We start from the raw sequence: 26149 nt of genomic DNA, 5'->3' as shown, positions 1-26149 counted from the left end.
CCATTTCCACCTGCGATAGTTATCTGACAATGAATATGGGAACAACCCGATATATTTCAAGGGCAATAAAGAAAATTTAAGTGGTTGTTTTTAGGGTAAATCTTGCGTTGTCGGTTCATAAATCCCAGCACCTTGCCGGTGCTTGCCTCAAAGGCCAAGCTTGTTTTAAACCCTCAACCGGCCCGATTACCTATCCTGCATCAGGAAATGAACCCGGGCCGTAGCAATCGGTGTTTCACGATCTTTCTGCCATGCATTGACCTGAACATTAGCAATTCGCTGCCCCTGCCGATTCAGAATACAGGTAGCATAGGTAGGTTTCATTTTGCCGGAACGCAGGTAATCGATTGTAAAATCGATAACTTTAGGCACCTGACTCTCATTCAGGCAAACCATAAGATTAAGCGTGGCTGCCGTTTCCATAAAGCCAGCAATCACACCACCATGGAGCGCTGGTAACAGAGGATTACCTGTGTTGCTTTCCAGGGGTTCCATACAAAATAGAATTTCATTCCCTATGGCTTGAGCTGTAAGTCCGATAAATCCGGCATAAGGAACCTGTTCAAGCAGCGCCTCCCAGTGACCGGAGCGCTGTGTTTCGCTGATCAGCTGAGCCAGGCTATCCAAATCAGTCATCATTCCTCCTCTTCTTTATTCGGACGAAACAATGCCTCATCCATTTCGACCGGGGTTTTACCAGCTCCCAGTCGCATAAAGTTAGCCACCGCACGAGATACAGGCTGCCCCTTATCCTGATATACCACCCCCTCCGTAAAGATAACCTGAGGCGTAACCTTCACGATACTGGCTTTGCAATAGAGTGCCTTACCCGCTACGGCTGGGCGAAGGTGGTCGATTCTCAGGTCTAAAGTGGGGCACATTTCAAAACGGGGCAAGGCACAAACAGCAACAGAGCCACAGGCCGTATCTAAAAGCGTAGCAATCACACCGCCGTGAATCAGCTGCTTGCGCGAATTGCCAACCAGGCATTCGGCAAAGGGAAGAGAAAAAAGGACGTGTTCGTGATCAGCAGATTCAGCCTGCATACCAAGTGCCTGACATTGGGGTAATACGGCAAGAAATCTTTTCATCCCCATAAGATACCGATCTGCTGAAAAGCGTATTGCAGGTTCAGACTTTTGCAACGTAAGCTCCTTAATTTCTATTTATTGTTATCACCCGATACGCCTGTGACGTTAACCTCGGTGTTAAGCAGAATGCACAGTAATGGATACGTTTAAAACAAAACCTCTACGCCATAAAATGCAAAAAGGACGGCGAACCGTCCTTTTCATATTCATACACTACAGCTGCCCTTATTGAGCGGGGGCAGATGCTGCCGCTGAAGGAGAATTATTCTTTGTCAGCCCTTTCATTTCCAGTTGCAGCCGGTTCACATCGGTGTTCAGGCGGGTAACGTTACTGGTCAATTGGCGACGGGAAGCATCAATAGCGTCCAGGCGCTCACCATAAACATTCAACGTTTCTTTAACATTCAGCATAGCTTCGCTATCAAGACCCGCCTGCTCCTGTTTTAGATCACCCAGACTGGACTTAATATCAGCCAGACCAGATTTAAGATCATCCAGGCCTGCCGCCTGTCGGGACTGTTTCTCCTGCAACGTTTCCAGAGAATCCCTTGCCTCAGCAAGATCTGAAGAGATCGCCATCAGCCGCCCGTTAAATACCTGTTGCTCTGTCTGTAGGGCTTTGTCTTTATTTTCCCGGACAGCCTTTTCATCAGCCAGTGCAGCCAGTTGTCCTTTCTGAGCCGCTTCCAGATCCTTGAGTGCTTTAGCCAGTGTATCCAAGGTCTTTTTATTCTGGGCGATATCAACCTTATTACGTTTATTACTAAGATCCCAAAGCTTGCGAATCTCATGTTCAGAGTCTTGCAAACGTTTTTTCAAAGTACTGCCGGACTGGGATAGATCCCGCCCTGTTGCCACTAACTCATCTTCCAACAACTGGATACGGTGCGTTGCCTGCTCCAGACTCGCCTGCTGCTGTTTGAGTGCACCTGACAGTTGGGTATTCTGATAAAGAGCAAGGCCAATAGCCACGACCAATAAAGCAACAACAAGCCAAAGCACATATTTACTACTGCGACCTGTCCCTCCTTTACTGCTACGACCTGTCCCTCCTGGTTTTCCGGGCCGGGCTGGAGCGGGCTCATCCCGCTGGGCAGTAATTTTCATATTATCGGGTGACATATTCAGGATCCGGGCCAGTTTTATATAAAATTCAATTCAGCTAATGCAAATTCACCAATGCGCTATCACGTCTCACTGGTGCACTGCTATGCTATACACCTGATAAGATTATTACATTGGGTTACGGAAATAAATGCATCGCCCGCTAATATAGCCTGAGTTTTAACAACTTTTTCAGTCCAAGTAATATCCAACTGTTCCACTCAGAAATAGAAACCCCGCAAATGAAGTGCTATTATTTACGCACTTTAAAAACAGATGCTTGCCGGTGGCGCTAAGATCCGGCAACCAAAATCTGAAAAAAATGGTCGAAGTATCGTATACGATAACTTCATACTTTTTGACGTGAGTTGATGGAGAAAACAACCATGGCATTTGAATTACCTGCACTGCCGTATGACAAATCAGCACTTGAGCCACATATCTCAGCTGAAACCCTGGAATTCCACCACGGCAAACACCACAACACATACGTGGACAAGCTGAATGGTCTGGTTCCAGGTACTGAGTTTGAAGGTAAAACTCTGGAAGAAGTTATCAAAGCTGCACCTGCTGGCCCTGTCTTCAACAATGCAGCGCAGATCTGGAACCACACCTTTTACTGGAACAGCCTGTCTCCAAACGGTGGCGGTCAGCCAACTGGCGCTCTGGCAGATGCTATCAACGCTAAGTGGGGTTCTTTCGACGCTTTCCAGACTGAGTTTAACGACAAAGCTGTAAACAATTTCGGCTCCAGCTGGACCTGGCTGATTAAGAACGCTGACGGTTCTCTGGAAATCGTTAACACCAGCAACGCTGGCACACCAATGACTGCTGGCCAAACGGCTCTGCTGACGGTTGATCTGTGGGAACACGCATACTACATTGACTACCGTAATGTTCGTCCTAACTACCTGAAAGGTTTCTGGGCTCTGGCGAACTGGGACTTTGCAGCGGCTAACTTCGCAGCATAAGTTTAGGTTAATATTCTTCGGAATTGCCTAACCGGCTGCTATTTCAGTAGCCGGTTTTTTTTCGCCTGAAAAATATAAAATAACTACAAATTATCATACGAAAACTTTAGGAGTCTGATCTATGAAGGCTACCCCTTTGTCAGACTGGCGATATTTAGCTCGAATTGCGTTTATTACGTTGTTGTTCTTTTTGTCCTTGAATGCGATGGCTCAGCGCCCTGTATTAACGGTTCAAAGTAAAGATGCCTCAGCAAGCTTTACATTAGCCGAACTCAAGGCTCTACCAACTACCCAGGTTCGCACCAAAACGATCTGGACCGATAAAGAGCATACTTTCTCATCAGTGACGTTCAAAAATCTGATGAAACATTTGCATATTGATCCTAAAGGTAAACACGTGACGATGATCGCCCTCAACGATTACTCTATTCAGGTAGCCGTTGATACCCTTATTGAACATAACGCCTTTATCGCCTATGCCATGGATGGAAAAAGAATGCGTATCCGAGACAAGGGCCCCCTCTGGGTTCTTTATCCCTTCTCTGATCAACCTGCCATTAATATTCCTCCCTATCAGGCCCACGCCATCTGGCAATTAAAAACACTTGTTGTAAATTAGATTAGACAATCCGCTGTTCTGCCGTTGGAGTGCTGCCGCCGTGATAAAAAATAGACGCTCAGGTCTGATCAAACCTATCGTACTGGCTTTAAGCCTTATCGTGTTGGTTTTCTTTATTGCAGCGTCCCTGTTTCGTCTAGAAAGAGAGATCGAAGAGTTCTCTATGCTGACCAAAGACGAACGTTACTGGAACAGTACCCGGATTGAAGTTGAACTTCTGAGACTGATCAATGAGCTGAATACATTCATTGTTACACCATCGCCAGATCAGTCCGATGATGTCAGCTTTCGTATGGAGATTCTCTGGAGTCGCATCAATATCATCTCCTCTGGCACCACCCGCCAACTCATCGAACAGCTTGACCGAGATATACTCGCTGAGGTTGAGCGCCTGCAGGCCATTATGATCAACCTGGAAGATGACCTTGAAGCCCTGACGCCGGAACAAGCCAAACGCTACATTGAGCGTATGCAGAGTTTTATCCCCCGCTTTATGCACTCATCGCGAACGATTGCTTCGGCCATCTCTGAAACCGAGAGCCGTTTTGCTGTTAAAGTTCAGGATAATTATCGTTGGGTTGTCTTTCTCCTGATCAGCATTCTGGCCGTAGCCAGTATATTCACGCTGATCAACTACCTGGAGCTGCGCCGTAATCAACGACTTGCACTGAAAGCTGAAGCTGCAAACCAAAGTAAAAGCTACTTCCTGTCCAATATGAGCCATGAGATAAGAACCCCGCTCAATGGAATACTCGGATCGATTGCCCTCCTGAAGATGGAAAAGGAGATTCAGAAGCTGCCTGGCACCGCTTCTCTTCTGGAAGATATCAATGCCTCCGGAGAGGCTCTGCTAAACCTGATCAACAATGTTCTGGATCTTTCCAGGCTGCAACAGAAAAAAATGCCCATTGAAGCTAAAACCTTCGACTTAACTCTTTGCGCTAAGAATGCGCGCTCAGTTATCAATGCCAGCCTGACAGAAAAAAAACTTGAATTCATACTGGATATAGCACCAAACCAGCCACGAGAGATCATCAGCGACCCACTTCGCTTACAACAAATTATGATCAACCTGCTGGGTAATGCCGTAAAATTTACCGAAACAGGCTGTATTACGTTACGTATTCACCTGATATTACCTGATATCCCACTGGAGCAAGCTCCGCCAGATTCTATGGCAAGAATCGAAAGCACTCTGCATATCGAGATTGAAGATACGGGTATCGGTATCTCTGAGGATGTGCAACAGCACCTGTTTACGCCATTTACTCAAGCGGACAGCTCCATCACCCGGCACTATGGTGGCAGTGGGCTTGGACTCTCCCTATGCCGGGAGATTATTGCCGCTATGAATGGACAGGTAGGCGTACAAAGCAAGCCCGGACAGGGGTCTGTTTTCTGGTTCAATATTCCGGTTCAGATTAAACAAGAACAGCTGATAGCTTCTTCAGCACAAAATCAGGCGCCCTCAGAGATAAGCCCTGCAGTCCATGAGTCCGAGTCTGTGCTGGTCGTAGAAGACAACCCGGTCAATGCAAAGCTGATCACCACCATTCTCAGACGAATGGGATATGAAACCGAGCTTGCCGAGAATGGCCGGATTGCCCTTGAAATGTGCCATGGGAAAAAGTACAGCCTCATCATGATGGACTGCCAGATGCCCGTGATGGACGGGCTGACCTGTAGTCATGAGATCAGACGGGGCAGTGGGCCTAACAGAAACACAGCCATTGTCGCGTTAACCGCCAATGTCATGGCTGTTGATCGGCAAAGTTGCCTTGATGCCGGTATGCAGGACTTTCTGGCAAAACCACTGGATATGAACCTGCTCCAGCAATCCCTAAAGCGCTGGAATGGAACTCCAGTGACAGACAAACAGTGAAAACCTGAATCCATTAGCCTGGCTATTGCGTATTCCTGTTTATCATCTAAGGAGTTTTTCTATGAAAAAGTCATCATCTGTGGCCCGGCACCTTTCCTCTGTATCCGGAAAAGTTATCGCTCTATTTTTTATCTCTGCCACCTTACTGATCAGCCCTGTCAGCCAGGCTAAAGAAGCCCGTGCCATTTTTGCCGGAGGGTGCTTTTGGTGTATGGAGCCCCCTTTCGATGGCACTGAAGGGGTTATTAGCACGACATCCGGTTATACCGACGGCCATAAACAGAATCCAACTTACCGGGAAGTCTCTGCTGGTGTGACGGGTCACACTGAAGCTGTAGAGATCATTTATGACCCTGAGGTTGTCAGCTACCAAACATTGCTTGATATATTTTGGGTGAACATTGACCCTTTCGCAGTCAATCGTCAGTTTTGCGATGCTGGTAGCCAGTACCGCTCAGGTATCTACCCACTGGATAATGAGCAGAGCCGTCTGGCTGAAATAAGTAAGGCAGAGCACCAGCAAAATTTTAATCAAAAAATTCAGACTGAGATTAAACCTGCAAGTACTTTCTATCCGGCAGAAGACTATCACCAGGATTACTATATGAAAAATCCTATTCGGTATACTTTTTACCGTAGCAGCTGTGGCCGTGATCATCGTTTAAAAGAAGTTTGGGGGGATAAATTCAAAAAACACTAATTTTGAATTTGCTAATATAATAGAAAATTACTAAGATAGATCGCAGGCTTATAAGAAAACAATAAATAACGCCTTTCACCTCAAAGGAGGCCTGCGATGGCTCATATCGTTATTCTAGGTGCCGGAACCGGCGGCATGGCAGCGGCGTACGAGTTACGCCACAAACTGGATAAATCTCATGAGATTACCGTAATCAACGAAAGGGACTACTTTCAGTTTGTCCCATCCAACCCTTGGGTCGCCGTTGGCTGGCGAGATTCCGAAGAGATCAGTTTCAAAATTTCCCCTCACCTGCAGAAACACAATATCAACTTTATCCCTCAGGCGGTGGACACCATCAGTCCTGAAAACAACAGCCTAACCTTGGCGAACAGCGAAACCGTTAACTATGATCACCTGCTGATTATGACCGGCCCAAAACTCGCTTTTGATGAAGTCGAAGGCTCAGGCCCTAATGGTGGCCACACTCAATCAGTTTGCTCTTTGCCCCATGCACTGGATTCCTACAAAAACTTTGAACAACTCTGCGAAGACCCCGGCCCTGTTATCGTAGGTGCTATGGCCGGTGCCAGCTGTTTTGGCCCAGCTTACGAATACGCCTTTATTCTGAATAAAGAGCTGCAAAACCGTAAAATCCGCGACAAAGTGCCCATGACCTTTGTTACCAGCGAACCCTATATCGGTCATCTGGGCCTGGGGGGTGTTGGTGACTCTAAGTCGATGCTCGAATCTGAGTTACGTGCTCACCATATCAAATGGATCTGTAACGCCAAAGTATCTAAGGTTGAAGAAGGTATCATGTACGTCGATGAGCACAATGACAGCGGCGAAGTAATCAAACAACATGAGTTACCATTTAAGCACTCGATGATGCTACCCGCTTTTAAAGGCGTAGATTGTGTTGCAAATGTCCCGGATCTTTGTAACCCACGGGGCTTTGTTAAAATTGATAACTATCAACGCAGCATGGCATATAACAATATCTGGTCCGCTGGCGTCTGCATCGCCATTGCTCCAACTGAAGTGACACCTGTACCGACTGGCGTACCAAAAACCGGCTATATGATTGAGTCTATGGTCACCGCCATTGTTGAAAATCTGGATGCGGTACTGAAAGGTGAGGAACCCGAAGCACAGGCTACCTGGAACGCTATATGCCTTGCGGATATGGGCGATACGGGTGCTGCTTTTGTTGCCATTCCACAGATCCCGCCCCGCAACGTCAGCTGGTTTAAAAAAGGAAAGTGGGTACACCTGGCGAAGGTAGCTTTTGAAAAATACTTTATCCGCAAGATGAAAACAGGTAACCCTGAGCCCTTCTATGAGAAACAGCTTCTCAAAATGATCGGTATCGAACGCCTGAAATAGCGTTAACGAACAGCATAGAACTCTGCTGGTCTGTTTATTCAGGCAACCTCTAACTGAGGCAGCCTGACATAACGGATAGGACACGGGAGCCAAGCGGCTCCCCTTTTTTTATCATTGCTTAAAATTCAGTAACCCTATTGACCCGAGTTTGGCCGCTTCAGCCAAAACCACCAGATCACCAGCCCGATCAAGGCAAATCCGGCCAGATTAACCAGTAAACCCATCGCTCATTCCTCCGTTATCTCTTTGCCGACAGCTTCTTCAACCTAAGACGGTTAGCGTTACTTACCACAGTCACCGATGACATCGCCATGGCAGCGCCGGCAAAGGCCGGATTCAGTAAAAAGCCATACAAGGGGAATAACACCCCAGCGGCCAGCGGAATACCAATACTGTTATAGATAAAAGCCCCTAGCAGGTTCTGCTTGATATTGTTTACGGTCAGTGACGAAATCTCCATGGCATCAGCGATACCCTGCAGAGAACCTCGCATCAGAGTCAAATCTGCGCTCTCAATGGCGATATCGGTTCCCGTTCCGATCGCCATACCCACATCCGCCTGAGCCAATGCCGGTGCATCATTGATACCGTCACCGACCATAGCTACTTTGAGCCCTTGCTGCTGCAGCTTACGAATCTCATCGGCCTTATGATCCGGCATGACCTCAGCAATCACCTGATCAATCCCCACTTCGTTCGCCACTGCCTGAGCCGTTATACGATTGTCACCGGTGAGCATCATCACGGTCACGCCCTGCTTTTTCAGACGGGCGATAGCGGCATTGGAGTCAGTTTTTACCGGATCAGCAATCGCTAATACCCCGATCACCGCCCCATTCAGCCCCAGTAATACCGGTGTTTTACCCTGTTCCGCCAGAGACTGCATCTGAGCTTCAGCAGTGCTCAACTCCAGCTTAAATTCCTGCATCAGAGCACGGTTACCCAGCAGTAAGCGCTGGCTTACGTCAGAATCATCGGCAACAAACTGACCCTGAATACCCTGTCCTGCCACCGGCTGAATATCGCTGGCTTCCTGGACGGAAATACCTTCAAGCTTCGCCCGGCTTACAATCGCCTGGGCCAGAGGATGCTCAGACGCGACTTCCAGACTGACCGCAAACCTAAGCAGATCATGTTCGGTTAAACCCTGAGCTTTACCCGCATCCAGCAGTACCAGATCTGTCACTTCAGGGTGCCCCTGAGTGACTGTCCCCGTTTTATCCAGCACCACCACATCGACTTCTGCCGCCTGCTGTAAAGCATCACCACGTCGAATCAGAATACCGTGCTCCGCCGCCTTACCCACTCCTACCATAATCGACATCGGCGTGGCTAAGCCCAGTGCACAGGGGCAAGCAATCACTAACACCGTCATCGTCGTGACCAGCATATAAGCGGAAACCGGTTCCGGGCCGAAGTTAAACCACGCCAGAGCCGTCAGAACAGCAATAATCAATACCGAAGGCACAAACACTGCTGCAACTTTGTCAGCTAAGCGGCCTAACGATGGTTTGGCATTCTGTGCCTGGCGTACCTGATCAATAATCTTTGCCAGGGCGGTATCGCTGCCAACCCGCAAGGTGCGGATACGAATGGTGCCGCTCTGGTTCAGGGTACCTGCGGTGACCTCATCCTTTTTCTTTTTACTCACCGGCATCGGCTCACCGGTCAGCATGGATTCATCGATCCGGGTTTCCCCCTCCATCACCTTGCCATCCACCGGGATCTTTTCACCGGGACGCACCCGAATCATATCCCGCACCTGGATCGACTCGATGCGCATATCCACCTCTTCGCCATCCTCTTTTCGGATCAGACGGGCGGTTTCCGGCTGTAGAGTCAATAGCTTACGGATCGCCTGAGAAGCCTGGCCACGGGCCCGACTTTCCAACGCCTGCCCCAGATTTACCAGGCCGATAATAAAGACCGCCGCTTCAAAGTAGACATGGCGTGCCTGCTCCGGCACCAGATCCGGCCAGAAAGAGATCAGCATAGAAAACAGCCAAGCCGTACCCGTGCCCAGAGCGATCAGGGTGTCCATATTGGCGTAGTGATTTTTAAAGGCCGACCATGCCCCCTGGTAGAAGTGGCCACCGGAATAAACCATCACCGCCAACGTCAGCAACCCTGTGATCTGCCAGAAGATCTGACCAGGTGCAGTACTCAACACCGGCATACCATCCCAAAACATCATCACCATCAGCGGAATACCCAGCGCCAGCGCGGCGGCGGTTTTCTTTAACTGCTGATAGTAATGAGCCCGTTCCTCTGCCTGACGCTCATCTTCGCCGTAGTCATCATCCAGCAGTGTGGCACCAAAACCGGCCTCTTCAACCGCCGCAATCACCTGAGCCGGTTCCGCCGATGCGAGGACACTGGCAGAACGATCCGGCAGATTGACCTCGGCTTTCTCAATGCCTTCCAGCTGATCCAGCGCACTCTGTACCTGCTGTACGCAACTGGCACAGTGCATTCCGCGCAGAGCAAAACGATATTTTTGCTCCTGATCAGTTTTATTTATTTCAGACATAACCCTTTCCCCACAAACGGCTCAACTCCCCACAAACGGCTCAACTTCACTCAAGTCATGTATGATCAGGGAAGAGAGTAAGATTCCCGGCCATCAGAAATGGTTGATCCGGCCTAAGCCGGATCACAAATACAGGTCACAACAGATATTTGAAAAACCATTCGTTCTTAAGATTTTTAGTCTCAGTCCTTTTTCTCTTCCGCATCAAAACCGGCTTCTTCCACCGCATCGATCAGATCTTCGAGCTTCATCGTACCGGTAACGTGAGCTTCATAAAGTGTCACATCGGCCTGCTCAACCCCATCCACCATCATCAAGGCTGTGGTTACCGAGTTCACACAACCGTTACAGGATAAGCCTTCCAGGGTAATAACCATTTCTTTACTCACAATAACCACCTATATAAAAAATCTGAACCCAGAGCGGCCCCGAAACTCACCGCGCAAAATAATGCACACCATACAAAATAGTAGAGAAAAGCGAAACACTGTTCGATTGGCCGTGCTAACAGGGCAAGCTTAAACCCTAAAGTAAGCTTCAGGGTCAAGCCTTTACCAACCGGAACGACCCATTTTAATACTTAAGCCTGTTATAGACCTGATAGGTTTCATATCAGGTTTAAGCAATGCTATGGCGCTTGCCCGTTCGGCCAACCATTTGAGAGATAAAGCGATTTAGACTTGAAATCAGCTCTTGGAAAACCAACATTAAGTAAGCACTCAATAATGATAGCTGAAGCCTGTCGGATTTCAGAGGTCAGCTTAAAATACTAAAATATTTACTGCCGGATGGCTGACGCGATAACCCAGATAACGCTGCACCGGAAACGGGTTAACAATTAACGCGCTCAACCGCCACCAATCCTATGGAACCGCTATGGAATCAACACCGAGCATCAACCGATACGAGCAACTACCCGAGATCGACACCACTTTACAGGAACAGGCAAAACAGCTCGGCACCACCAAAACCTTCAGCCCGCTACCCAGTATGGGGGTACTTCTGATCAAAGGCGATATGGCCGCTAAACTGCTGCATGGTCAAGCCAGTCAGAAGATTGAGGATCTGCCGGAAGGTGAACTGCGCCTTTCTCTGCTGACCTCGCCAAAAGGCCGCCCCTACGCCACGTTTTATGTGGTGCGGCACCCGGAAGGTCTGCTGCTGTTATTGCCACGCTCAACACTGGAAACGACCCAAACCAACCTGAGCAAGTTTGCGCCGCTTTATCGCTGCACATTTGAAGACAAATCCGATGAGATCGCCGTGGTTGGTTTTAATCATGCTGATGCAAAGGTCGAAAGCGTAGATGCTTTTAATCTGCCCGGAGTGACCGAGCGCAGTATCGGCCTATGCCGCTTTGAAACTCTGACAGCACTCTTTAACGGCAGCAATAACAGCGAGCTGACACCGGTAAGTGAAACCACCTGGAATCTGACCCAGATCGAAAACGTACAGATTCTGCTGGAGCAGAGCCACACCGATCAGTTTATCCCTCAGATGCTCAACTATCAGGCCACCGGTGCCATCAGCTTTAAGAAAGGCTGTTATACCGGTCAGGAGATTATCGCCCGCGCCCAGTACCGTGGCGGTGTTAAAAAGCGCCTGCAGCGATTAATAGGCGATGGCGAAGCTAAGGCTGGTGATCAAGTGGTTTGCCTGATGGAAGGGGATAAAACCGAAGCGGGTGAAGTACTGTTAAGCGCTATCAACGCTGAAGGCAAAACCGAACTGTTAGCGGTACTGAAAGACAACACACTGGAAGAACCTCTGCTAACGGCAGATGATCAGCCACTGACCCTGATAGACCTGCCTTACGGACTGGAAAAGCAGGAGATCTGATCCTCTTTCCTCTTGTTTTCCTCCCGTGAGTAAGACACTCAAAAGCAAAGGGCGCGAATCGAAAGATTCGCGTCTTTTGCATTTCTCTGCAGCTCACAGCAACTCTAATCACTTCTGAATATTCATTCCAAAAAAGATCAGGCTTCCGGCTGCTCCGGCAGCTGCCAATTGATCGGCTGTTTACCACGGGAGACCAGAAACGCATTGGCCTGACTAAACTGATGATTACCAAAGAAGCCACGGTGCGCCGACAGCGGTGACGGGTGCACCGACTTCAGTACCAGATGTTTGTTCTGATCCACAAAAGCCGCTTTCTTTTGGGCATAGCTGCCCCACAGCAGAAACACCACACCATCGAGCTGTTCATTGATCACATGAATCACCTTATCGGTGAACTGCTCCCAGCCTTTTTTCTGATGGGAACCGGCATTAGCCTGCTCCACTGTCAGCACCGCATTGATCATCAATACGCCCTGCTTCGCCCAGCTGGTCAGATAACCGTGATTGACCGGTTGTATACCCAGGTCGCTTTGCAACTCCTTATAGATATTCACCAGAGACGGTGGTGTTTTAACCCCAGGACGTACGGAAAAACAAAGTCCATGTGCCTGATTTGGCCCATGGTAAGGGTCCTGCCCCAGGATCACCACCTTGACCTGATCCAGCGGCGTGTACTTAAAAGCACTAAACCAATCCGATGAGCGGGGATAGATCACCTTGCCCTGTGCTTTTTCCTCCGCCAAAAAGGCTTTCAGATTCTGCATATAGGGTTGTTCAAACTCGCTGCCCAGTACCGCCAACCAATCATCCGGCAGATCAATCGCCATAATATGTCTATCCCGCTGGTTAAAAATTTCAGGGATTTTATCAGATTAGCCGTATGTTGAGGCATTAGCTTCCCATAGCAGTGATACACTCGTGGTAAAGAGCATCGCAACCCTTTCATAAAGCGGCTTGTTTAATTCGTCGAAAAAGGAGTCTTTTTATGCACGCCCAACAAGTCCGGGATCTTGCATCCTATAACCATTGGATGAATGAAAGCATCTACACAGCCTGTGCAAAAATATCAGATCAGGAGAGAAAAGAGGACAGAGGGGCATTCTTTAAATCCATTCATGGCACCCTCAACCATCTGTTACTGGGTGATAAAATCTGGCTGGGCCGTTTCCTTAATGAACCCTTTCAGGTTTCAGGACTGAATCAGGAACTGCACTCAGATTTTGAAGCACTTCAGGCTGATCGCAAAGTGACAGATCAGAAAATAACCGACTGGAGCCATCAGTTAACCGACGAGGCTCTTCAGGACGAACTCAGATACACCAGTATTGTGAACCCTATTCCGCGTAAATATGAGTTATGGCTTGCTGTGACTCATTTTTTTAATCATCAGACACACCATAGAGGGCAGCTGACCACTCTGCTTAATCAGCGGGGCATCGATGTAGGTGTTACCGACCTGATCTGGCTCCCGGAAGTTATTGAGCGTAACGCGCCCTGATTCTTTCCAGGCATCCACTTGATCTCAGCTAAGCGATCGTCAAAACAAACAAAACCCCCACTATCTCAGAGAATCAGATAACGGGAGCTTTGTGTATTTTCAGCTTGTGATTGCGAAAGTTATCTCAGCGTTATGCCGGTTCCGCTTCCCTCTGAACCTGTCCAGAGGGCTTACCGGAAGCCGCCTGCTGGCGAAGTATCCGTGCTGCGACGACCATATTCTCCAGCGCGGGAATCACCTCCGCCCACTGGCGGGTTTTAAGGCCGCAATCCGGGTTTACCCAAAGGCGCTCTGCGGGAATACGCTCTGCCGCTTTGCTCATCAGGCTTACCATCTGCTCAACCGTTGGAATATTCGGTGAGTGAATATCATAGACACCGGGGCCAATCTCGTTCGGGTATTCAAAGGCCTCAAACACATCCAGCAGCTCCATATCGGAGCGCGATGTTTCAATGGTGATCACATCCGCGTCCATACGGGCGATGGATTCAATAATGTCGTTAAACTCCGAATAGCACATATGGGTATGGATCTGGGTCTCATCGGACACACCGTTGGCGCTGATACGGAAACAGTTCACCGCCCAATCCAGATAATGCTGCCATTCGCTGCGACGCAGGGGCAGGCCTTCACGCAGGGCCGCTTCATCAATTTGGATCACGTTCACCCCAGCAGCCTCCAGATCCTGAACCTCCTGGCGAATCGCCAGAGCCAACTGCATGCAGCTCTCTTTCCGGGGCTGATCATCCCGTACAAAGGACCAGTTCAAAATGGTCACCGGGCCTGTGAGCATGCCCTTCATCGGTTTGTCCGTCAGGGACTGAGCAAACTGCGTCCAGGCAACAGTCATCGGCTGCGGGCGACTGATATCACCAAATAGAATCGGCGGTTTAACACAACGGGAGCCATAAGACTGCACCCAGCCAAAACGGCTGAAAGCATAACCTTCCAGCTGCTCACCGAAGTATTCCACCATATCGTTACGCTCGGCCTCTCCGTGCACCAGCACATCCAGCCCCAGTTTCTCCTGCTCCAGAACCGCGCGCTCAATCTCGGCTTTCATCTGTGCTTGATAGTCCGCCTCACTTAGCTCCTGCTTTTTATAGGCCAGACGAGCTTTACGGATCTCAGCAGTCTGCGGGAAAGAGCCAATCGTAGTGGTTGGATACAGCGGCAGCTTTAAGCGTTCAGCCTGTTTGGCGGCTCGCTGGGCATAAGCACTTTGGCGCTGGCCAAAGCCCGAGGTGATACCGCCAACATTGGCTTTAACCTCACGGTTATGCACCCGCTCAGACAGTCGACGACTGGTAATCGCCGCCTGATTATCAGCTAATTGATCCGCAACGGCTTCACGTCCTTCATTAATGGCTCGGCCCAACAGCTGCACTTCCGCCAGTTTCTGTTTAGCAAAGGCCAACCAGCGAATCAGTTCACTATCCAGGGTTGCTGGCTTATCTTCATCCTGGGAAACTTCACTTTCCAGATCCACAGGAACATGCAGCAGCGAGCAGGAGGGCGCCAACCACAGACGATCTCCAAGCTTAGCGGCTATCGGCTCCAGCCAGTCCAGAGCACGTTTAAGATCCGTTTTCCAGATATTACGGCCATCCACTGCGCCAATAGACAGCACTTTATGACCCGGCAGCCAGTCCACTACTTTAGTAACTTCCTCCCGACCGCGAACGCCATCAATATGCAGGCCTGCCACTGGCAGATTACAGGCCAGTTGCAGGTTGTCCTTAAGTGTCCCAAAGTAGCTGGCAACCAACACCTCAGGCCGGTTGGCTTTCAGAGTGTGATAGGCATGTTCAAAGGCCTGCTTCCAGCGGGCATCCAGTTCAGTCACCAATATCGGTTCATCGATCTGAACCCATGGGACACCGGCATCCGCCAGCTGCTCCAGAAGCGCACTGTATATCGGCAGTAACTGATCCAGCAGTACCAGTGGGTCAGAGTCATCCTTCGCTTTACTCAGCCAAAGGTAGGTCAACGGACCAATAATCACCGGCTTGGCTTTGTCTAACCCTAACTGAATCTGCGCTTCAGCCAGTTGAGTCAGAATACGCTCCGGGTTCAGGCTGAACCGGGTATCAGCGGTCACCTCAGGTACAATATAGTGGTAATTGGTATCGAACCATTTGGTCATCTCTCCGGCATGTACACTGTTGCAGTCGCTGTCCTCTGCTGAACGCCCCCTCGCGACGCGGAAGTAACGATCCAACTCACGACCTTCCAGCCCCTGAACCCGTGCAGGCAGGTTGCCCAGGGTGAAACTCATATCCAGTACCTGATCGTAAAGTGAAAAATCCCCCACAGGCACCAGATCAAGATCGGCTTGCTGCTGCCAGTTAGTAGTACGAATCGATTTTGCAGTGCTGAGCAGCTGATCCGCCGAGGACGCCCCTTTCCAAAAACCTTCCTGAGCAAATTTCAGTTCCCTCTTTGCGCCGATACGAGGGAAGCCCAGATTGTGTACTAAAGCCATTTTAATTCCTTTCAAATCTCAGTTTGCGTCTTTTTTCGCGCCTTGTCTCAACGCTATTCAATCAATGGCTGTAGCCTAAATCATGCAATCTATGAAAAATAATGGTACTTTCTCATAAAACTATTAACTTTTTTCATAGATAATACTGACGAAGAGGGATGAAAAGAGAATGATTGAACGTGCTCATCTGAATATTCTGCGCGCCATTGATAAGCAAGGCTCACTGACCGCTGCCTCAGAAAGCCTGTACCTGACTCAGTCAGCCCTCAGTCACACCATCAAAAAACTGGAAGGCCAGATTGGCAGCCCTCTATGGCTAAAAGATGGCCGTAAGGTACGCCTAACTCAGGCCGGAGAATATCTGCTGAAAGAGGCTAAACGTATTCTGCCTCAGCTGGAGCGAATTGATGAAAACCTGAGTCGCTTTGCCAGGAATGAACAGGGTAGCCTGCATATTGGTATGGAGTGTCATCCCTGCTATCAGTGGCTACTGAAGGTGGTGTCGCCCTTTATGGACATTTATCCATCGGTAGATCTGGATGTTAAGCAACGCTTTCAGTTTGGCGGCATGGCAGCACTGTTTAACCACGATATCGATATTTTAGTGACACCTGATCCAATCTGGCGGGAGGGGATCGTCTTTGAGCCGGTTTTTCCCTACGAGCAGGTCTTAATCGTGCATCAGGACAATCCATTGGCGAACCATCCCTGGATCGCTCCAGATCAGCTTGCCAGCGAAACCCTGTTCACCTATCCGGTGGAGATCGAACGGCTGGATATTTTTCAACAGTTTCTGCTGCCCGCCCACTGCCGACCGCAAAAACATAAAACACTGGAAGCCACTGAGATCATCCTGCAGATGGTGGCCGCCAATCGTGGTGTGGCAACGCTACCGGCATGGTTAGGGCGGGAATACGCCGAGAACCTGCCCATTGAACTAATAAGGCTGGGAAAAGAGGGTATTCAGAAACAGATCTTTCTGGGGGTGCGCCAGCAAGATGAAGATAACCCTCATATCCAGCGCTTTATCAGTCTGGCGAAGGAAACCAGACTCTGATTTCAGTAAATAGAATAAATCTCTTTTTCGGATCAATTTATTCACTTGGGTGAACATGGCTGTTTGATTAATATGACACGGCATTCTCAGGGCGGGGTGAAATTCCCCACCGGTGGTAAATCTGTTTTCTACAGAAAGCCCACGAGCGCCTGCAGCTGATCCGTCAGCAGCAGGGTCAAGCAGATCTGGTGTAACTCCAGAGCCGACGGTTATAGTCCGGATAAAAGAGAATTACAGGTGGCCTTTTTATGGCTGCCTGTTTTGCTATACCTGCCAAAAGGTATGCGTATCCTATGAAGATACGAACGCCTCACGTTAAGCAGATATGCCTCTTGCCGCCCTGATTCTGGTTATTATTCACTCAAAAGAGCATTACCATGAATCAGCAAAACCCATCAAAAAATCATAATCTTTCCTTTTTCGGCACACCTATTCAGCGCGTGGAGCGTGGTATTGAGGCGTTACGAAAAGGACAAGGTATTCTGGTACTGGACGATGAACATCGCGAAAATGAAGGTGATCTGATCTTCGCTGCGGAAACGATGACCCATGAACAGATGGCACTGATGATCCGCGAATGTTCCGGCATTATCTGTCTCTGCTTACCGGAAGAACGTATTAAACAGTTAGAACTACCGATGATGGTTCAGGATAATACCAGCACCAATCACACCAACTTCACTGTCAGTATTGAAGCGGCTAGCGGCGTCAGCACAGGTGTTTCTGCTGCGGACCGGGTGACGACCATTCAGGCGGCTATTGCCGATAACGCCCAACCTTCCGACCTGAAAAAGCCGGGTCATGTCTTCCCGCTTAAAGCTAACAAAGACGGTGTTCTGGGGCGTCGAGGGCATACGGAAGCCAGTGTCGATATGGCGCAGCTGGCTGGGCTGAAACCCTTTGGTGTACTCTGCGAGCTGACCAATGAAGACGGCACCATGGCACGATTACCGGAAGTTATCCGGTTTGCCCACAGCCATCAGATGCCCGTATTAACTATTGAAGATATTGCTCTCTACCGCCAGAAAATAAGTCAGGTCGCTTAGGCTGCAGACCGAGTTCGGGCAATAAAAAAGGCATCGTCTCCGATGCCTTTTCAGATACCACCCTTAGGCGAAAGCCTCAGAATGTGGTTCAAATAAATCGTTATTTGCCTTCGAACTCGCAGATTGAATAAACCTCAATCCCCTGCTCTCTCAGCTTTGCAGAACCGCCCAGATCCGGCAGATCAATAATCGCTGCAGCTTCAACCACATCAGCACCCAGACGCTTAATCAGATTCGCAGCCGCTAGCATGGTGCCCCCAGTGGCGATCAGATCATCGATCAGCAGTACCTTATCACCAGGTTTAAAAGAGTCGGTATGCAACTCAACGGTGGCGGAGCCATATTCCAGCTCATAGCTTTCCTGAACCGTTTCAAAAGGCAATTTACCCTTTTTACGCACAGGTATAAAACCGGTATTCAGCTCATAAGCGATGGGGGAACCCAGAATAAAACCACGGGCATCAACACCCGCTACAGCATCAATATCATGGTCATAATAGCGATGAACGAAAGTATCAATCAGTTTACGGAACGCTTTGCGGTTCTGAAACAGAGGAGTGATGTCCCGGAACATAACCCCGGCCTCCGGCCAGTCAGGCACAGTGCGGATCACAGAGCGCAGGTAGTCAGCGTTATTCAGAGTGTTTTCATCACGATCAGACATGGTAGAACCTTTTTCTATAACAGATGCTATCGGCATCAATGGCGCTGCTTTTCCAGACAGCACAGAACGAAATCAAATCCTCAGACATGCAAATGCCGACCCTGAGGCCGGCATAAGTATTACTGCTGCAGTAGCGTATGAAGATTAACCTTAAAGGAAAACAAACTTCAGTACGAACAGAGCGGCCAGGATCAGAACACTCAGAGAGACATCTTCACGACGGCCGGACAGCAGCTTAATACCGGCATAAGTGATAAAGCCGAAGGCGATACCGTTAGCAATCGAGAACGTCAATGGCATCGCAATTGCCGCGACAAACACAGGTGCAGCTTCGGTCAGATCTTTCCAGTCCACCTCTGCCAGTCCGGCGGTCATCAACACCGCTACGTAAAACAGTGCGCCTGCTGTGGCATAGGCCGGAACAGAACCCGCTAACGGAGCAAAAAACAGTGACAGTAAAAATAAGCCTGCCACAACAACCGCTGTTAAACCTGTGCGACCACCGGCAGAGATACCGGCAGTACTTTCGATATAACTGGTCGTAGTCGACGTACCCAGAGCAGCACCGGCCATCGTTGCGGTACTATCAGACATCAGAGCACGGCCTAAACGTGGCAGACGCTTATCTTTGTCCAGCAGACCACCCTGCTGAGCAACTGCTACCAGAGTACCTGAGGTATCGAACAGATCCACAAACAGGAACGCAAAGATGATGCTCAACATACCGACTTCAAGAGCACCGGCAAGATCCATCGCCATAAAAGTAGGTGCAAGGCTTGGCGGCATAGAAACAACGCCGTTCAGCTCATTAAGCCCCATGACAATCGAAAGTACTGTGACCACCAGAATACCGATCATAACGGAACCCAAAACCCGGCGATAAGACAGCGACACAATAATAAAGAAGCCGACAATAGCCAGAATAACGCTTGGATCAGACAGATTACCCATAGTCACCAGTGTTGCAGGGCTATCCACCACAATACCGGCACTCTTTAGTGCAATCAGAGCCAGGAAAAGACCAATACCCGCTGCAATACCCAGTCTCAGGGAAAGAGGGATACTATTGATGATCCACTCCCGTATCTTAAACAGGCTAAGAACAGTGAAGATCAAACCAGAAAAGAATACAGCCCCAAGAGCAGATTCCCAGCTATAGCCCATCTCCATCACCACAGTAAAGGTGAAAAAGGCGTTCAGACCCATGCCCGGAGCCAGAGCAATCGGATAATTCGCCCACAGCCCCATAATCAGGGTGCCGATGGCTGCAGCAAGACAGGTTGCGACAAACACCGCACCGTAATCCATACCGGCCAGCTTCAGAATCGACGGGTTAACAAAGATAATGTAAGCCATCGTCAGGTAGGTGGTGATACCTGCAACAACTTCCGTTTTTACGTTGGTATTGTGCTCACTGAGCTTAAACAATTTTTCCAGCATGGGTTGTGCCCTAAACCAGTCCAAAAACAACAAAACCCGGAAAACATAGTTTCCAGGTTTCAACAATTTACCATACAGTCAAATTCTGCATTTGCGGCAATCTTAGCCAAAAGTGGGGCAAAAATCGAGTAAACAGAGCAGAAACTCCAGCTATTTTCTTAAAAAAGTTAATCGCTGATTTTTAAGCACCGTAACATAGCAAAAAACATCGACTTTATATTGCTTTGCACAAAAAAAGTGCTGCTAAAATTTTTGCTGAGCCATAACCCGTTCAACCGTATCCACAATTGCCTGAGTCTGAGGATCGATCTCGATATTGATACGGCTGCCGATACTACGCTGACCGATGGTTGTTCTCTCCAACGTTTCCGGTATCAGATTGACACAAAAACAGCCATTCTCAATCTCACCGACTGTCAGACTAATGCCATCAATACCCAGGTAGCCTTTCTCAAAGACATACTTTTCATAGCCCTTCGGCAACGAAAACCAGATACGGTAGTTATTATCGGACTCCATAATATTCACAACCTCTGTTGTGCACATGATATGTCCTGACATTGCATGCCCACCGATCTCATCACCAAAGCGGGCAGCCCGTTCTATATTAACTGAATCACCGACCTGAAGTTCACCAAGGTTTGTCAGACGTAACGTTTCCTGCATCAGATCAAAGCTAACCCTGTTACCTTTGATCTCTGTTACCGTTAGGCAGCAGCCATTGTGCGCAACACTGGCCCCTATTGATAATCCCTCAGTCAGGCGACCGGGCATTGTCATAATATGAGTACGAAAATCATCTTTCTCAATCAGTTTAATCAGTGTTGCTACGCCTTGGACAATACCGGTAAACATAACGCTTCCTAATAGGTATTAATGAATGGAAGATATAAGTGTCAATATATCAGCACCCTTAGTGGCTGCCGTAAGAATACTATTCAGGAAATCTGCAGATGGTACTTCAATTGGGGGATGCGATCACAACCAAAGAAAGTCTCATCGTTCACAAACAGGGTAGGAGCACCAAAAGCACCTTTATCCGCTGCCCGCTGAGTATTATCCATCAGCGCAGCCTTCCCTTCTTCGCTTTTTGCATAATCCAGAGCATCCTGCCCTAATAAAGAAAGTATAGTGTCATCATTAATAATATCCTGACCCTCGCCCCAAAAAAGCTCATACAGTGCCAGGCTCTTCTCAGCACGAAGCTTATTGGGCAAGCTCATCAAAGCACGCATCACATAAACAGTGTTACAGGGAAAGCTGGCAGGCATGTTGTAAGGCACCTGAAGATAGCGAGCCATACGAGGCAGATCCTGGTCGAAGAGATAGGTTTTCTTCTCCGCCATCACCTGTGGTGGCTGATTACCCGTCAGCTTGAACAGCCCCGGCAGAAACAATGGCTGCCAGATCACTTCACAACCGGTTTCCCGTTCTAGCTCTTCAAGCTGAACTGCCGCCAGATAGCTATACGGACTGACAATATCGTAAAAAAACTCAACCTGCTTAGTCATTGATAAAAGCCTTTGCGTTGTGGTCGCTTATATTTTTTGTCATTTTTATTCATTAACGTTCCAGTGAGCATCAGATGCTGATGCTAACCGAATCATAACGCCAGTTTACAACAGAGAATACCGTTCAGAATCAATAAGGGTGACCGTATATTCGCCGGTGTTACCTGAAGTCCATTACAGAGATACCTACCGATGATACGCCATTGTCATCCAGCCAGATTTCATAGCGCTATAAAATAATCAGAACATTCTGCTGACTATATCCTTTTTCATCACGCCAAACACAGAAAGAGGTCTCATTCAGCTAAATCTGAGCTAAAAATATCACGTTTCTACAAACGATTATTCTGTAATTAAATAGCCTTATAGAACAAACGTAATGCGTAAACCTTTTTTTACATTAAAACCCACCAAACCAGATTGACCAGCCCCACCTTCGTCTTTAGTATTACGCCCATAGGGTCGCGCAGCATTTTCCAGTGTTTGAAGGCGCGTAATAAATTTGCAAACGGGTTTGTCCAGTGTTTGATCATCTTCTCAGGAAAATGATTGTTTTACTCTGAACACTTTCTGGTTGGAGACTAGGGTAGTCTTCGAAGGAAAGATCTCTTTTGAGGGACCCTCTGTTAGCTCTTGCATATATACTTCCGCCCCCACCAACTTTGGTGGGGGCTTTTTTTTGTCTGCAAAATACTAAAGTGGGCAATATGCGCAAGCCGAATGGAGGTCTGCCGTTAAGACAACAGATCCACCACAAGCCCTTTCAGGTGTGTCAGTTTAGCGGCGATTTTCAGGGTATCTTTCTGCTCGTTCAGTACTAATAGCAAAAGCTCTTCCGCTTCCTCATCAATCTTGCGGATCACATGGTGCTTATCGGTCAGGCTCCAACCCGGGCCAACACCTTCTACCTCGTATGCACCTTTCGTTGCCTTGCCTATCAGGTTACTCAATAACACCCGGTAGATTTCAAGATTACCGATGGTTGGATTACGCTCCAGATTCTCCGATGCATCTTCCAGTGCTTCTCGGATTCGGGACAGCTCATCATTTAATGTGGGCGCACTGATCTCCTCAACCTGCTGCACCAAATGATCGGTAAAAGTACGGGTTTTGCCGATACTGCTGGCTTCTTTGGTACGCGCACGGCGAGTGCCATCCCCGGTACGCAGGGATTTAAGTTTGTCGTTAATATTGATCATAGTGTTTATCCGCGACCACTGTTTTATTCTGTCAGGCGCATGTCCAGCTTATGGCTTTTGCTGTAACAGCCAACGCGCCCCATTAAGAGCCGCATCATAGTACTCACCTTCCAGTGAGATACGCTCCAGATCCTGCTTCATACGTTCCTGCTTGGGCAGCTCTTTTCGCGCCTGGTGAGTTGCAAAGTGAGCACCGCGCTCGGTTATCTCAGCAAACACCTTCAACGCCTCCGTTTCCTGCCAGTCAGACTCAATGATGTCGATCAGAGTACGTATCCGCAGACAGGCCTCCATAACATCAACCTGTCCTTCCAGCAGAGCATGGGAGATTACATGGATACTTTCCATGGTCTTTTCCCGAGCCAAACGCTCCACATCCTGTAATGCTGCCAAACGCTCTTTTTCACGCTGACGAACTTGCTTGCGTAAGTTAAGTGCATACCCTGCAAGAGCGATAATAATAGCTACTGCGATCACGGCCAGCAGTATGGCCACCTGATTTGTCATTTCTGCTCAGACCCGGTTATTACATCGGTTTATTTCAACGTTATCAGCCAGCCTGCTTTGAGCTGGTTTTCTTCGCCGTTCTTTTGCGCTTACTTTTGCCCTGTTTGCCATGGGGTTTGCCGCAAAGCTCTTTCAAGCGATGCTGTATTTTCCCATACAGCGTATTTTTAGCAAAATTGCCTTTTTCATTGGCGGTTCCCGACACAACCCCAGTCATCAGCTTAATCGCCTGCTCGACATGTTCGACCGCATAAATGGCAAACTGATCATTGGCACAGGCTTCAATCACCTCATCACTGAGCATCAGGTTATCAATATTCTGTACGGGAATAATAACCCCCTGGTCTCCTGTCAGCCCCCGCTCTTTACAGGTCGCAAAGAAACCTTCAACTTTTTCATTCACGCCACCAATCGGTTGTACTTCGCCGAATTGATTGATCGACCCTGTGATTGCCAGCGACTGCTTCACCGGAACACAGGACATCGCCGACAACAGACAGACTAACTCCCCCAGAGAAGCGCTATCACCATCAACTCCATTGTAGGACTGCTCAAAGCCGAGACTGGCGGACAAGGGCAACGGCTCATCAACCCCAAACTGAGCATTCAGGAAAGCACTTAGGATCATCACGCCTTTCGAATGTAATGCACCACCCAGATGAACACTGCGCTCAATATCCAGCACATCACCATTACCATAACGCACCGTTCCTGTAATACGGCTTGGCTGGCCAAACTCACTTTCACCAACTCGCAGCACTGTCAGGCCATTAACCTGCCCGACTTTTTCACCTTGGGTATCGATCAGGATCGTGCCGTCATGAATATTATTAAACATACGTTCGCGAATATGCCCTGAGCGATACTCCCGGCCCTCAAGGGCCTGATCCACAGCCTGAGCATCAATCTGATCTTTCTGATCAGCACACGCACAGTAATGAGCCTCCCTCAACAGATGTTTCAGATCCGCAGCATTAAGGGACAAGCGATTTTGATGTTCTGCCTGTCGGGCTCCTACTTCGATCACTTTCATTAAAGCATCACGATTCAGAGACAGTAGCTCGTCTTCTTTGACCATGGAGCTAATCAGGCGAGCATAAAGACTTTCATTCTCTTCATTGCGTGGCATATCGCTTTCGAATTCAGCTAATACTTTGAACAGCTCACCAAAATCAGGATCATACCGTTGTAACAGATAATACTGCTCCGCATCTCCCAGCAGAGCGATGGTCACATTAAGAGCCATCGGCTCTGGCTCAAGACTGACATTACCTGACAAGGTCAGCTGCTTTTCCAGGGTATCAATACGCAGACAACCCGTACGTAGCGCCAGCTTAAGTCCATCCCAGGCGTAGGGTTGTTGCAGCAGTTTACCCGCATCCAAAATCAGAAAGCCGCCATTAGCTCTGTGCAGTGCTCCCGGGCGGATCAGAGAAAAGTCAGTTGCCACTGTTCCCATATAGGTGACATTCTCAAGGTGCCCCACAAGATTGTTATGGGTTGGCATATCCTCAATCATCAGAGGAGCACCTGAGTCCGCATCATTAGTGGTCATTACATTAATCTGATAACGGGCCGGAATTTTATGATCCGGTGAGGCCCGGGTCACCGCATCGCTGTTCTCATCTTCTTCCAGAAAAATCTCAACGTTCTCTACCAAATCTTTCTGCAAAGCATTCAGGTAATCCAAAACCCGCTCATGGTCAGCATACTTATCATGCAGTTCCGACAACCAATGCTGAATCGCTGTCAGGGTAATATTTTCATTCAGTTGCTGCTGCTTCTCACGGATATCTTTTTCCATGTGCGCCAGATCACGCAACGCAGCCCGCAGGTCCTTCTCCATTAACTCAATGCCATCTTTAAATACGAGTCGACGCTCTTCCGGCAGTTCATTAAAGTCTTTAACAGCGTATGCCTCACCCTCATCATCCACCGGCATAAAGGAGTAACCGCCGGGGGTCTGAAGTATCAGCTTTAACTGGTGTTTACTGGCTTCAGCCGCTATCTCTTTGAGCATAGTTTCCTGCTGCTCAGAGAAATCCTCCCGGATCGATTCAGCTTTTTCGACAAAGCTTTCCTGCTCAAAGGCTGCCGGAATCGCATGGCGCAGCTCTTTGATCAGCGCTTCCATATCCTTTTTCAGAGTTACCGCCATACCTGCAGGCAGACGAATCGCCCAGGGTTTACGGGGCGACTCAAAATTATTCACATAACACCAATCATCCGGGGCGCTCCGAGTGCTGGCATGCTTCTCCAAAAAGCGCCTCAGCATAGTGCGCTTGCCCAGCCCATTATCCCCCATAGCAAATAGGTTGTACCCCTTGTCAGGCACGGCAATCGCAAAACGAACTGCCTGCTCGGCCCGTTGCTGGCCGATAAAACGGTCCAGGGGCTGAATGCGGGCAGTGTTAGCGGGCAGACGTTTTTTAACGCAACGTTTTTTCAGGCGGGATAGCGCCAAAGGCTTAGGTGCCTGCATTGAGTTCTCCCTAAAAAGCAAGCTGTATCAATACATTATGCAATACAAGCCGCCTCAGCGCACCCTGCAAAAATAAGCAGGAAAATGTCTTTTTTTCAAAGGTACATACGACTAAGGCTCAGTAGCAAAAAAGTCTGACAAATTTAAACTCTGTCC

The 26149-nt window shown here is 48.7% G+C and carries 23 protein-coding genes and 1 riboswitch; of the genes, 9 read left to right on the top strand and 14 right to left on the bottom strand.

The features are described from left to right. Positions 1-186: 186 nt before the first annotated feature. From ACN0R8_RS14360 to ACN0R8_RS14350, 3 genes are all read right to left on the bottom strand, one after another. Positions 187-639 carry a PaaI family thioesterase gene (locus ACN0R8_RS14360; RefSeq protein WP_417598612.1) on the bottom strand — a complete coding sequence of 151 codons (453 nt, stop codon included), beginning with the start codon at positions 637-639 and terminating at the stop codon, positions 187-189. Next, complete coding sequence (locus tag ACN0R8_RS14355) at positions 636-1145, bottom strand: PaaI family thioesterase (protein WP_417598610.1); 510 nt, start codon at positions 1143-1145, stop codon at positions 636-638. Before ACN0R8_RS14355 ends, ACN0R8_RS14360 begins: the two co-directional genes overlap by 4 nt. Positions 1146-1316: 171 nt before the next feature. Next, positions 1317-2213, bottom strand: coding sequence for a hypothetical protein (locus ACN0R8_RS14350; RefSeq protein ID WP_417598608.1), 897 nt, complete (start codon positions 2211-2213; stop codon positions 1317-1319). A 368-nt stretch (positions 2214-2581) separates the two neighbouring features. Between ACN0R8_RS14350 and ACN0R8_RS14345 the strand changes: the two genes are divergently transcribed. From ACN0R8_RS14345 to ACN0R8_RS14325, 5 genes are all read left to right on the top strand, one after another. Next, on the top strand, positions 2582-3166 hold the full coding sequence (locus ACN0R8_RS14345; protein ID WP_417598606.1) for a superoxide dismutase: 585 nt from the start codon (positions 2582-2584) through the stop codon (positions 3164-3166). A 121-nt stretch (positions 3167-3287) separates the two neighbouring features. Next, positions 3288-3785 carry a molybdopterin-dependent oxidoreductase gene (locus ACN0R8_RS14340; RefSeq protein ID WP_417598604.1) on the top strand — a complete coding sequence of 166 codons (498 nt, stop codon included), beginning with the start codon at positions 3288-3290 and terminating at the stop codon, positions 3783-3785. A gap of 40 nt (positions 3786-3825) precedes the next feature. Further along, positions 3826-5667, top strand: a complete 1842-nt coding sequence (locus ACN0R8_RS14335; protein WP_417598602.1) for an ATP-binding protein — start codon at positions 3826-3828, stop codon at positions 5665-5667. 61 nt (positions 5668-5728) lie between these two features. Beyond that, positions 5729-6367: a peptide-methionine (S)-S-oxide reductase MsrA gene (msrA, locus tag ACN0R8_RS14330; protein WP_417598600.1), complete on the top strand. Its 639-nt coding sequence runs from the start codon at positions 5729-5731 to the stop codon at positions 6365-6367. A gap of 96 nt (positions 6368-6463) precedes the next feature. Beyond that, entirely contained in the window at positions 6464-7735 is a 1272-nt protein-coding gene (locus ACN0R8_RS14325; protein WP_417598598.1) for an NAD(P)/FAD-dependent oxidoreductase, read from the top strand. A gap of 238 nt (positions 7736-7973) precedes the next feature. On the opposite strand, the gene ACN0R8_RS14320 is transcribed toward ACN0R8_RS14325, so the two are convergent. Both ACN0R8_RS14320 and ACN0R8_RS14315 read right to left on the bottom strand, forming a co-directional pair. Beyond that, positions 7974-10265: a heavy metal translocating P-type ATPase gene (locus ACN0R8_RS14320; protein WP_417598596.1), complete on the bottom strand. Its 2292-nt coding sequence runs from the start codon at positions 10263-10265 to the stop codon at positions 7974-7976. Between the two features lie 182 nt (positions 10266-10447). Next, positions 10448-10654: a cation transporter gene (locus ACN0R8_RS14315; RefSeq protein ID WP_417598594.1), complete on the bottom strand. Its 207-nt coding sequence runs from the start codon at positions 10652-10654 to the stop codon at positions 10448-10450. A gap of 487 nt (positions 10655-11141) precedes the next feature. On the opposite strand from ACN0R8_RS14315, the gene ACN0R8_RS14310 reads away from it, so the two are divergent. Continuing rightward, positions 11142-12104 (top strand): YgfZ/GcvT domain-containing protein, encoded by a 963-nt coding sequence (locus ACN0R8_RS14310; protein ID WP_417598592.1) that lies wholly within the window; start codon positions 11142-11144, stop codon positions 12102-12104. A gap of 137 nt (positions 12105-12241) precedes the next feature. Here ACN0R8_RS14310 and ung read toward each other — a convergent pair whose 3' ends face one another. Beyond that, positions 12242-12931 carry a uracil-DNA glycosylase gene (ung, locus tag ACN0R8_RS14305; protein WP_417598590.1) on the bottom strand — a complete coding sequence of 230 codons (690 nt, stop codon included), beginning with the start codon at positions 12929-12931 and terminating at the stop codon, positions 12242-12244. A 158-nt stretch (positions 12932-13089) separates the two neighbouring features. Here ung and ACN0R8_RS14300 point away from each other — a divergent pair, with 158 nt between their 5' ends. Next, a complete protein-coding gene (locus ACN0R8_RS14300) occupies positions 13090-13602 on the top strand; it encodes a DinB family protein (protein WP_417598588.1) in 513 nt (170 codons plus the stop codon). A gap of 130 nt (positions 13603-13732) precedes the next feature. Here the strand turns inward: ACN0R8_RS14300 and metE are convergent, their stop codons facing one another. Further along, complete coding sequence (metE, locus tag ACN0R8_RS14295) at positions 13733-16087, bottom strand: 5-methyltetrahydropteroyltriglutamate--homocysteine S-methyltransferase (protein WP_417598586.1); 2355 nt, start codon at positions 16085-16087, stop codon at positions 13733-13735. A 169-nt stretch (positions 16088-16256) separates the two neighbouring features. On the opposite strand from metE, the gene ACN0R8_RS14290 reads away from it, so the two are divergent. Continuing rightward, positions 16257-17144 (top strand): LysR family transcriptional regulator, encoded by an 888-nt coding sequence (locus ACN0R8_RS14290; protein WP_417598584.1) that lies wholly within the window; start codon positions 16257-16259, stop codon positions 17142-17144. A gap of 78 nt (positions 17145-17222) precedes the next feature. Continuing rightward, positions 17223-17380, top strand: a riboswitch (FMN riboswitch). 141 nt (positions 17381-17521) lie between these two features. Continuing rightward, positions 17522-18190, top strand: coding sequence for a 3,4-dihydroxy-2-butanone-4-phosphate synthase (ribB, locus tag ACN0R8_RS14285; protein WP_417598582.1), 669 nt, complete (start codon positions 17522-17524; stop codon positions 18188-18190). A gap of 100 nt (positions 18191-18290) precedes the next feature. Here the strand turns inward: ribB and ACN0R8_RS14280 are convergent, their stop codons facing one another. The 7 genes from ACN0R8_RS14280 to ACN0R8_RS14250 form a co-directional block, all read right to left on the bottom strand. Continuing rightward, positions 18291-18854, bottom strand: coding sequence for an adenine phosphoribosyltransferase (locus tag ACN0R8_RS14280; protein WP_417598580.1), 564 nt, complete (start codon positions 18852-18854; stop codon positions 18291-18293). A 150-nt stretch (positions 18855-19004) separates the two neighbouring features. Beyond that, the gene (locus tag ACN0R8_RS14275) at positions 19005-20294 is read right to left on the bottom strand and encodes an NCS2 family permease (RefSeq protein WP_417598577.1); all 1290 of its coding nucleotides are present in this window, start codon (positions 20292-20294) and stop codon (positions 19005-19007) included. A gap of 243 nt (positions 20295-20537) precedes the next feature. After that, positions 20538-21149 carry a riboflavin synthase subunit alpha gene (locus ACN0R8_RS14270; protein WP_417598575.1) on the bottom strand — a complete coding sequence of 204 codons (612 nt, stop codon included), beginning with the start codon at positions 21147-21149 and terminating at the stop codon, positions 20538-20540. An 83-nt stretch (positions 21150-21232) separates the two neighbouring features. Then, complete coding sequence (locus ACN0R8_RS14265; protein ID WP_417598573.1) at positions 21233-21805, bottom strand: 2-hydroxychromene-2-carboxylate isomerase; 573 nt, start codon at positions 21803-21805, stop codon at positions 21233-21235. Positions 21806-22539: 734 nt separating this feature from the next. Further along, a complete protein-coding gene (locus ACN0R8_RS14260) occupies positions 22540-23004 on the bottom strand; it encodes a DUF327 family protein (RefSeq protein WP_417598571.1) in 465 nt (154 codons plus the stop codon). Positions 23005-23052: 48 nt separating this feature from the next. Further along, positions 23053-23511: a DUF2489 domain-containing protein gene (locus ACN0R8_RS14255; RefSeq protein ID WP_417598569.1), complete on the bottom strand. Its 459-nt coding sequence runs from the start codon at positions 23509-23511 to the stop codon at positions 23053-23055. A gap of 43 nt (positions 23512-23554) precedes the next feature. Then, complete coding sequence (locus ACN0R8_RS14250) at positions 23555-25993, bottom strand: Lon protease family protein (protein WP_417598567.1); 2439 nt, start codon at positions 25991-25993, stop codon at positions 23555-23557. Positions 25994-26149 lie beyond the last annotated feature (156 nt).

This window comes from Oceanospirillum sp. (genome assembly GCF_048265165.1).
In the GTDB taxonomy this organism is placed as follows: Bacteria; Pseudomonadota; Gammaproteobacteria; order Pseudomonadales; family Halomonadaceae; genus Oceanospirillum.
The sequence above is the reverse complement of the archived record's forward strand: the minus strand, read 5'-3'. Positions and strand labels throughout refer to the sequence as shown.